Genomic DNA, 8,111 nt, shown 5'->3' with positions numbered 1-8,111 from the left:
GATAAACTCGGAAGATGATCGGTTGGCTAAGCGAATTGGATTCACGGCAGAGAGCTTATTTAAAGCGTACTGAAAATGATAATTAAAAATGGCGGCGGTCTTCTTGGACTCGGATGTTTGTTACTAACGTTGTTGGTGGGCGTCCCGCAAACCGCAACCGCGCAGACGGGATTCGACAACGACGGCAGTGTCTTTTCCGATTTCTCGCTCGGTGGTTTTGGGCAAGATTCGGGTGATCCGGCGAAGTGGGAGGCAAAGTACTTTGTTGACGCTTCGGGAACACGCGGTCGATTGGATGTCATTGTCGACGTGAACCAGGGGTGGCACATCTATTCGGTGACCCAGCCATCGGGCGGACCAATGAAGACAAAGTTGTCGATCGAGTCACCCGAGTCGGTGAAATTGGCGGGCAAGTTTGCTCCCGACGAAGCGCCCCACAAGAGTGTGTCAGAGATTTTCAAGGGGATTACGATCGAAGAGCACGGGGGACGTGTGGTTTGGTCGGCCCCGCTCGTGATACCCGCTGATTTTCGTGACCCCATTTCCATCGCGGTCGAGGCACAAGTTTGTAAGCCCGACGGCGCCTGTATCCCGATCTCGGAAACGTTGACTGCCGCGTTCGCAGGCAATGTCACGGTTCCCGTCGCGATGACTCAAGCCGGGAATGCATCGATTGAACCGGAGAAGAGTGTTGCTGCAAAACCGTTCCGCGACGATGGTTACGAAGTCCAGTGGACTGCGGAATTGACGCCCGCCACGGTAGCACCGGGCGAGCGTGCGACGTTAAAACTCACGGCGATCCCCGATGCTGGATTCCACGTATACCAATTGACCGTCGATGACGGTGACTTTTCGACCAACATGGTCGTGTCCGAGAAATCGGGACTTCGTGTTGGCGCACCGAAAGCCAGCAGTATCGCGGTCCCTGTGGATGTCAAATTGTTACCAGGCGTGATGTTCCACAAAGGAACCGTCACATGGTCGGTGCCGGTTGAGGTTCCGAAAGACACCGAGATTGGCGCCCATAAAATCTCGGGCATGATCGCGTACCAAGCCTGTACCGACAAAAGTTGCCAACAACCGATGGCGCTATCGTTTTCAACCACGCTGGAGGTTGGCAAGGCAACAGGTCCTGCCTCCTCGGCGGCGGTGCAGTTCGCCAGCGCTAAACGCGCCGATGTCCTCGACGCGGCTGCGGAAACCGATTGGGTCGACAAACTGCAAACCAAACCTGCAGCGGCTGCGGAAAACACGGGCCGTGATACGAAGACGCTGCCTACGGATGACACCGAAGTGGCTGCCGCGGTGACCCAAACACCACAAAATGATTCACTCGATGCCAAGACGGCGGATGCCGCCGCTCATCCGGTAACCCCGGTTCAACCGATTGTGATCAACGATGGCGGCGACACCAATGGACGCCCGTTTGCGGTCGTTTTGATGTTTGCGTTTTTGGGTGGGGTGATCCTGAACTTTATGCCATGCGTATTGCCGGTTGTGGGGCTGAAAGTGATGAGCTTTGTTCAGCAAGCGGGCGCGGATCGTAAACGAGCGTTCCTGCTGAACTTCTTTTATGCAGCCGGCATCCTATCGGTGTTTGCGTTGTTAACAGCTTTGGCGGTAGTCTTTTCGCTCTCGTGGGGCGAGCAGTTTACCTACTTGCCCGTGCGGCTTGGTTTGACGTTGTTAATGTTCGCGATGGCACTGAGCTACCTTGGCGTGTGGGAGATCCCTGCTCCGGGAATGGCGGGTGGCAAGGTGTCACAAGACTTACAGAAACGCGAAGGTTACCCCGGTGCGTTTGCCAAAGGGGCGTTTGCCACGGTGTTGTCGACGCCATGTAGTGGTCCGTTTTTGGGAGCCATTTTTGGATTGACAATCGCTTTGACGGCCGCTGAAACGACCGCGTTGATGATGACGATCGGATTGGGAATGGCGATTCCTTATATCATGATCGGGATTTGGCCCAAGCTGGTGGCGTGGTTACCCAAGCCAGGCAATTGGATGGAAACGCTAAAGGAATTTTTGGCGTTCTTGTTCTTGGCGACCGTGGCGTTCTTTTTCAATCAGTTCAGCGACGACCACAAAGTTCCTGTCTTTGTCACGCTGTTGGGCGTGTGGTTCGGTTGCTGGATCATTGGCAAAGTCCCGAACTGGGCCGATATCGAAAAACGGCTGGTTGCTTGGGTCAGCGGCGTGGGGATTGCCACGGCAATTGGTTTCATGGCGTTCCAGTACTTGGGTGCCGAACCGGCGCCTCGAGATGGCGTCAAGACAATCGCTTGGGAAGAATATAGCGAAGATCGTTTGCAAGAACTGCAAGCCGAAGGACGCACGGTGATGATCGACTTTACTGCCAAATGGTGCGTGAACTGTATCGTCAACTACAACGTGGCGCTGAACACCGAAGAGACTCGTAAAGTGATCGAAGAACTCGATGCGGTGCCGATGTTAGCGGATTGGACCGATCATAACCCCGAGATCAAATCGAAGCTGGCTGAATTGCAGAGTCGTTCGATTCCCGTTTTGGCGATCTACCCTGGATCCAACCCCAACCAGCCGATTGTGCTACGCGATCTTGTCAGCCAATCTGCAGTGATCGATGCGTTGCGGCAAGCCGGAGCGAGCGTTGACGATCCCGCGATTGCACGCTCGAAAAAGTCGCCTTCTAAGTCGACTGCGTTTGTTCATTAACATGCTTGATTCCAACGAAACCATCGTGGCGATTGCCTCACCGACAACGCCCGCGATGCGAGGAATTGTTCGTATGTCAGGGCAATCGGTCGTATCGATCCTGGAATCGGTAGGCGTCCCGACATCACGCGCGAAACGCCCCCAGATAATTGATAGCCGGATCGATCTCGGAGCACCGCTTGGTCCAATCGACGTGACGGTGTCGCTGTGGCCGACATCCCAAAGTTATACTGGGCAACCCTCGGCGGAACTGCACACGATCGGCTCGGCACCGGTGTTGCAATCGATCGTGGGAGTGTTGAGCTCTGCGGGGGCTCGTGCGGCGCGGCCTGGTGAATTTACCATGCGGGCGTTTTTGGCGGGGCGGTTGGATTTGCCGCAAGCCGAAGCGGTGCTTGGTGTTATCGAAGCAGAACAACGTGGATCGCTCGAGCATGCGCTGAAACAATTAGCGGGCAATTTATCCCGACCGCTCGAACAGATGCGTAGCGAGATGCTCGACCTGCTTGCCGATGTCGAAGCAGGGCTCGATTTTGTTGACGAAGACATTGAATTCATCAGTGACGAATCGTTGGTCGATCGGCTGAGTGTGATTCATGCGGCAGTCGAAAAGACACGGCAATCAATGGAATCTCGCGGAGGCAGCCGTTCGCGAGCGATCGTCGCGTTTCGAGGTAACCCCAACGCGGGCAAAAGCCACTTGATCAATGCATTGGTGGGGGACGAAGTAGCGATTGTCGCGGATGTCGCAGGCACCACACGCGATATCGTATCGGTGGAAACCGTTCTCGATGGAAACACGATCCAGTGGGTTGATACCGCCGGAATCGAAAGTCGGGCTATGGAGGATCCGCTGTTTGAAATCACGGTCGCTTCGCAGGCTCAAGCGCTTCGTGCATCACAAAACGCCGACGTGCGAATTTGGTGCGTCGATGCGTCCAAGGATGATTTGGACGCACAGCGACGCTATTTTGAAACGCATGATGGTTCGTCCAAGCGGTCGTCGATTGATATCTGGGTCGCAACAAAATCCGATCTGATCGACACGAGGGTGGTGGAACCCGATTGGATTTACACCAGCGTGATCACGGGCGATGGCGTGGGCCCGTTGCGTGATCTCATTTCGCAATTTGTCGCGTCGCGTGACCAGGAAGAGGTCGGTTCGATTATGGGGACCGCTGCTCGCTGTTCGGGATCGCTCGCGCACGCCGCCGCCAGCATCGAAACGGCGATTCGTCTGGTTCAGCATGGCGATGGTCATGAATTTGTCGCTTCGGAACTTCGCGTCGCTGTCGAGTCGCTTGGTGAGGTCACCGGGACGGTCTACACTGACGATATCCTGGATCGCGTCTTTGGTCGCTTCTGTATCGGAAAATAGTCATGCAATCGCTGAATCAAAACACGGCTGCCCCACGCCAAGATTTCTCGCGGCAAGATCGCTCGCGCCAACCTATCTCGAAGGGAAAACAAATTCCGGCCGCAGTGCATGTCGCTCAGCATGATTCTCCGCTGGGCGTGATCTGGTCCATATGGACAGCGCGTGGGTTGTGGCGGTTGCAATGGGGAAACGAAAGCCCGGAATGTGCCGGGCAAATTCCTGCGAAAGCGGTTAAAAATTGGACGCAATTGCTCGACGAACGATTGAGTTCTTTTTTCGAGTTTGGCTGCACCACGTTTGAGAACGTCCAAATTGACGAATCGAATTGGACCCCGTTTATGAAGTCGGTCTATCGCCATTGTCGTGATATCCAACCCGGCACCACCCTCACCTACAAACAGCTCGCTGAGCGTGCGGGGAGCCCCCGTGCGAGCCGGGCGGTGGGCAGCAGTATGGCTCGCAATCGCATCCCCATCGTGATCCCGTGCCACCGCGTCGTTGCTTCGTCGGGGCACCTTTGCGGATTTAGTGCCCCCGGTGGTCTGAAAACGAAGCAATATTTGTTGGACTTGGAAAGCGACCACGCGGTTCCGCTCACCGCAGCATTTGCATCCTGAGCGGCTCGGCGATAAGCTTGCTCGCTTGCAAAGTCCCTCCCTTGGCTGTGTTTCTTTGCCAAGATGATTCACGGGAACCACTACCGAATTGCTGATTGCCAGCGTCTGCGGTGACGATGTTCACCTCAGTGACGTGTTGGAGACGCAGGTGGCTTGAATCGATTACGATTGCGACAAAAGCAAACTCGACAAAAACGCAATCGCGATAATACGTACTCGCAAGAAAACCAAGACACATGAGCCGCGATTTTACTTATTCCGACATTGCGAAAATGATCGATCACGCGTTGTTGGCACCCACGCTTTCAACTGCGGATCTCGATCATGGGATCAAGTTGGCCTTGGCTTATGATGTGGCAAGTGTTTGCATCATGCCGTGTGCGGTGCCGAGGTGTGCAGAATTGCTCTCAGGCAGCACGGTCAAGACATCGACGGTGATTGGGTTTCCGCTCGGGGTAAACACCACTGCGGTGAAGCGGGCCGAGGCCGAGCGGGCAATCGCCGATGGCTGCCAAGAACTGGATATGGTCGTCAATATTTCCAAAGTGCTCAGCGGCGATTGGACGTACGTTCACGATGACATCGCAGCGGTGATCGATGTCGCCCATGATGCCCGACAAAAAGTGAAAGTGATCTTCGAGAATTGCTACTTGAATGACGATGATAAGGTTCGCCTCTGTCAGATTTGTGGCGAATTGAATGCCGACTGGGTCAAAACATCGACCGGTTTTGGGACCAGTGGTGCGACAATCGAAGATCTGCAGTTGATGCGATCCCAGGCACCCGACCACGTTCAAGTCAAGGCTGCCGGAGGCATACGTGATCTTGAGATGGTGATAAAGGTGCGTGCGATGGGCGTCACGCGGGTCGGTGCTAGCCGAACAAAAGAGATGCTTGATGAGTGCCGATCTCAGCTCGACATGCCCCCCATCGACGTAACATCAGGCCCCACAAGCACTTACTGATTGCGGTAAAAAAAGATGAGTACATCTTCTGTCTTCCGTTGTTTCAAGTTTGCGGTTCAGTGAAGTTTGGGAACCGATTAATGGCAAAAGAAAGAGAATTAGAGGGTGAAAATGCTGGAATTTGCAGCAAATTTCTTCCGATAATATGAGCCCCCCACATTGCGGAATATCGTTTTTTGTAGTTTACTAGCGTAAGAGCGTAGCTCTACCCCAGCGAACAGTTATCAGGCCCCTGACATGGGGGCCTGTGTCAAGCTAGCTGGCGGGTGACCATTTCCGTCGTTTGCCCCACGACGCATTGTGTTGCCCGCCAGCTTTTTTCGTTTGTGGGTTGCTGGAAAACCGCATCGTTTCCGCACCTATCACTTCAGCGGCCTAATTCTCTCGCCGCTCGATCGCGATCGATATTCACGCTCTTTTACCGAAGGGCAATCGCAGTCGAATTGTATTTTTTCGAGCAAGCGGTCAAAATAGAAGCACACGGCAGGAAAGCAGCCACTAACCGTCCGTCAATTTATTCGACGTGTTCCCAGAGTTCCCTCATGACGACTCCTCTTCAAGCGATCCGCGATTTACTTAACGAAGACAAACGTTATCGCATCGAAGCCTATCAATTCATTCGCGAGTCGCTGCATTACGCTCACGAGAACAACGAGGCGACTAGCGCGGCGATGGCGGATGTCGATCCCGCGCCGGGAATTTCGTCCGAAAATCCGAATCACGTGACCGGTCAACAGCTTTGCGAGTCGTGTCGACGTTACGCGATTGATCAATATGGCTACCTCGCCAAAATGGTTTTAGCGAATTGGGGCATCCGCTCGACAAGCGACCTCGGTGAATTGGTGTACAATCTGATTCGCATTGAACAGATGCGTAAAAGTGAAACCGATCGCCGCGAGGATTTTGATGACGTCTTTGATTTTGACGACGCGTTCGAGCCTCAGTTTGAACTTGTCGCACGCGACGAAGACTGAGTCGAAACGAACGCGGTCGAGTTTGTGGGCCGGATGTTTCTTTGTCTGGCTGATTGCGGTTTCAGCGCTAAACGCAGGGGCTCAAGATACCGCCACTGCGGAACCCTCCATTTCAGCCGATTCCGCTTCAGCTGATTTCACAGAGCGGTCGCTGCCCCCCCCCGATGAAAAGCCGCGTCGTACTTATCTGGGCCGCATCGTGGCGGAGCCGATGGGGCATCAAGGCGCACCGTGGCTGATTCGTGATAACCGCGATGACGAAGAAAACGCGTCCGAGTCGTTTGTCCAATTGCAATTGGCCGAGGGCATGGTCGTTTGTGATCTGGGATGTGGCAACGGTTACTGGACGCTGCCGATGGCCAAGAAAGTGGGCGAAAGTGGTCGCGTGCTGGCAGTCGACATCCAGCGTGAAATGCTACAGAAACTTCGTGTTCGTGGTGCGAAAGCCAAACTGCGAAACATCGAACCGATTCTGGGAAAAGTCGACGATCCTAATCTGCCGCTCGGCGAAGTCGATCTGATTTTGATGGTCGATGTCTACCACGAATTTTCGCATCCCGAATCGATGCTGTGGCATATGCACCGCGCATTAAAACCCAACGGCGTCATTGCGCTGTTGGAGTACCGTCAGGAGGATCCTTCGGTGCCGATTAAGCCACTGCATAAGATGTCAAAAAATCAGATCATGAAGGAGTATGAAAAGAACCACTTCAAGCTGGTGAAAGAGTATAACATGCTGCCTTGGCAACATTTAATGTTCTTCGCCCGTGACGACAGTCCGCTTGAATCGCTGGATCCCATTCCTACCGAACAAGTTCTCGAAGCACTTCCCTAGACCGACGTCGCCTACCAACCTGCCTTAATTCCTCCCACCAAACGGAAGTCCCTCGCAATGGCTCCTAGTGTTCGCATCCGTCTTTCCGTCATGATGTTCCTGCAGTTCTTTATTTGGGGATCGTGGTATGTCACTGCCCCCAATTTTCTGAGCACGATCGGATTCGAGGCGGCTGATTTTGGCAATACTTACTCGGTTGGTCCGATCGCCGGCTTGCTGACCCCGCTGTTGGTCGGCTTGATCGCGGACCGTTTCTTCTCGGCTCAAAAAGTGCTCGCGATCCTGCATTTGCTCGGGGGCGTGATCATGTTCGGCGCGGTCTCGTTCATGAAGGGGGAATCGCCTTCGCCTTCGGTCATCAACTGGGGGTTCTTTCTCGGCTACATGCTGACCTATTATCCGACCCTGGCGTTGACCAACACGATTGCGCTGAAAAATATGTCGGATCCAGAAAAGGAGTTTCCTGGCATTCGGGTGCTCGGCACGATCGGTTGGATCGCGGCGGGGTTCGCATTGACCTTTACCGGCTACGAAACCAATTCGGGAATGTTTTACATGACCGCCGTTGCGGCGATTGCGCTGGGCGTGTTTAGCTTTTCGCTTCCCGATACCCCACCGGTCCGTTCGGACGAAAAAGTTTCGATTCGT

At 54.2% G+C, this 8,111-nt stretch carries 7 protein-coding genes; all 7 read left to right on the top strand.

The genetic code is table 11. The features are described from left to right. Positions 1-75: 75 nt before the first annotated feature. On the top strand, positions 76-2,694 hold the full coding sequence (locus ABX962_RS23890) for a thioredoxin family protein (protein ID WP_372722985.1): 2,619 nt from the start codon (positions 76-78) through the stop codon (positions 2,692-2,694). A gap of 1 nt (position 2,695) precedes the next feature. Beyond that, positions 2,696-4,072 carry a tRNA modification GTPase gene (locus tag ABX962_RS23885; protein ID WP_372722983.1) on the top strand — a complete coding sequence of 459 codons (1,377 nt, stop codon included), beginning with the start codon at positions 2,696-2,698 and terminating at the stop codon, positions 4,070-4,072. A 2-nt stretch (positions 4,073-4,074) separates the two neighbouring features. Next, a complete protein-coding gene (locus ABX962_RS23880; RefSeq protein WP_372722981.1) occupies positions 4,075-4,689 on the top strand; it encodes a methylated-DNA--[protein]-cysteine S-methyltransferase in 615 nt (204 codons plus the stop codon). A 236-nt stretch (positions 4,690-4,925) separates the two neighbouring features. Continuing rightward, a complete protein-coding gene (gene deoC / locus ABX962_RS23875; protein WP_372722979.1) occupies positions 4,926-5,654 on the top strand; it encodes a deoxyribose-phosphate aldolase in 729 nt (242 codons plus the stop codon). A gap of 542 nt (positions 5,655-6,196) precedes the next feature. After that, positions 6,197-6,628, top strand: a complete 432-nt coding sequence (locus ABX962_RS23870; protein WP_372722978.1) for a Minf_1886 family protein — start codon at positions 6,197-6,199, stop codon at positions 6,626-6,628. Beyond that, complete coding sequence (locus ABX962_RS23865) at positions 6,561-7,463, top strand: class I SAM-dependent methyltransferase (RefSeq protein ID WP_372722976.1); 903 nt, start codon at positions 6,561-6,563, stop codon at positions 7,461-7,463. The genes ABX962_RS23870 and ABX962_RS23865 overlap by 68 nt, the downstream gene beginning before the upstream one ends. A gap of 57 nt (positions 7,464-7,520) precedes the next feature. Next, positions 7,521-8,111 (top strand): MFS transporter (locus ABX962_RS23860; protein ID WP_372722974.1); only part of this gene is annotated, 591 nt, incomplete at its 3' end.

This window comes from Novipirellula sp., from assembly GCF_041583735.1.
Taxonomy (GTDB): Bacteria; Planctomycetota; Planctomycetia; order Pirellulales; family Pirellulaceae; genus Novipirellula.
Note: the sequence above shows the minus strand (reverse complement) of the source record. Positions and strands in the feature narration are given on the sequence as shown.

What these genes read in the sequence shown, in the direction of transcription:
- ABX962_RS23880 (WP_372722981.1), top strand. Translation starts at nt 4,075, where the DNA reads ATGCAATCGCTGAATCAAAACACGGCTGCCCCACGCCAAGATTTCTCG.
- deoC (WP_372722979.1), top strand. Translation starts at nt 4,926, where the DNA reads ATGAGCCGCGATTTTACTTATTCCGACATTGCGAAAATGATCGATCAC.
- ABX962_RS23885 (WP_372722983.1), top strand. Translation starts at nt 2,696, where the DNA reads ATGCTTGATTCCAACGAAACCATCGTGGCGATTGCCTCACCGACAACG.
- ABX962_RS23865 (WP_372722976.1), top strand. Translation starts at nt 6,561, where the DNA reads ATGACGTCTTTGATTTTGACGACGCGTTCGAGCCTCAGTTTGAACTTG.
- ABX962_RS23890 (WP_372722985.1), top strand. Translation starts at nt 76, where the DNA reads ATGATAATTAAAAATGGCGGCGGTCTTCTTGGACTCGGATGTTTGTTA.
- ABX962_RS23870 (WP_372722978.1), top strand. Translation starts at nt 6,197, where the DNA reads ATGACGACTCCTCTTCAAGCGATCCGCGATTTACTTAACGAAGACAAA.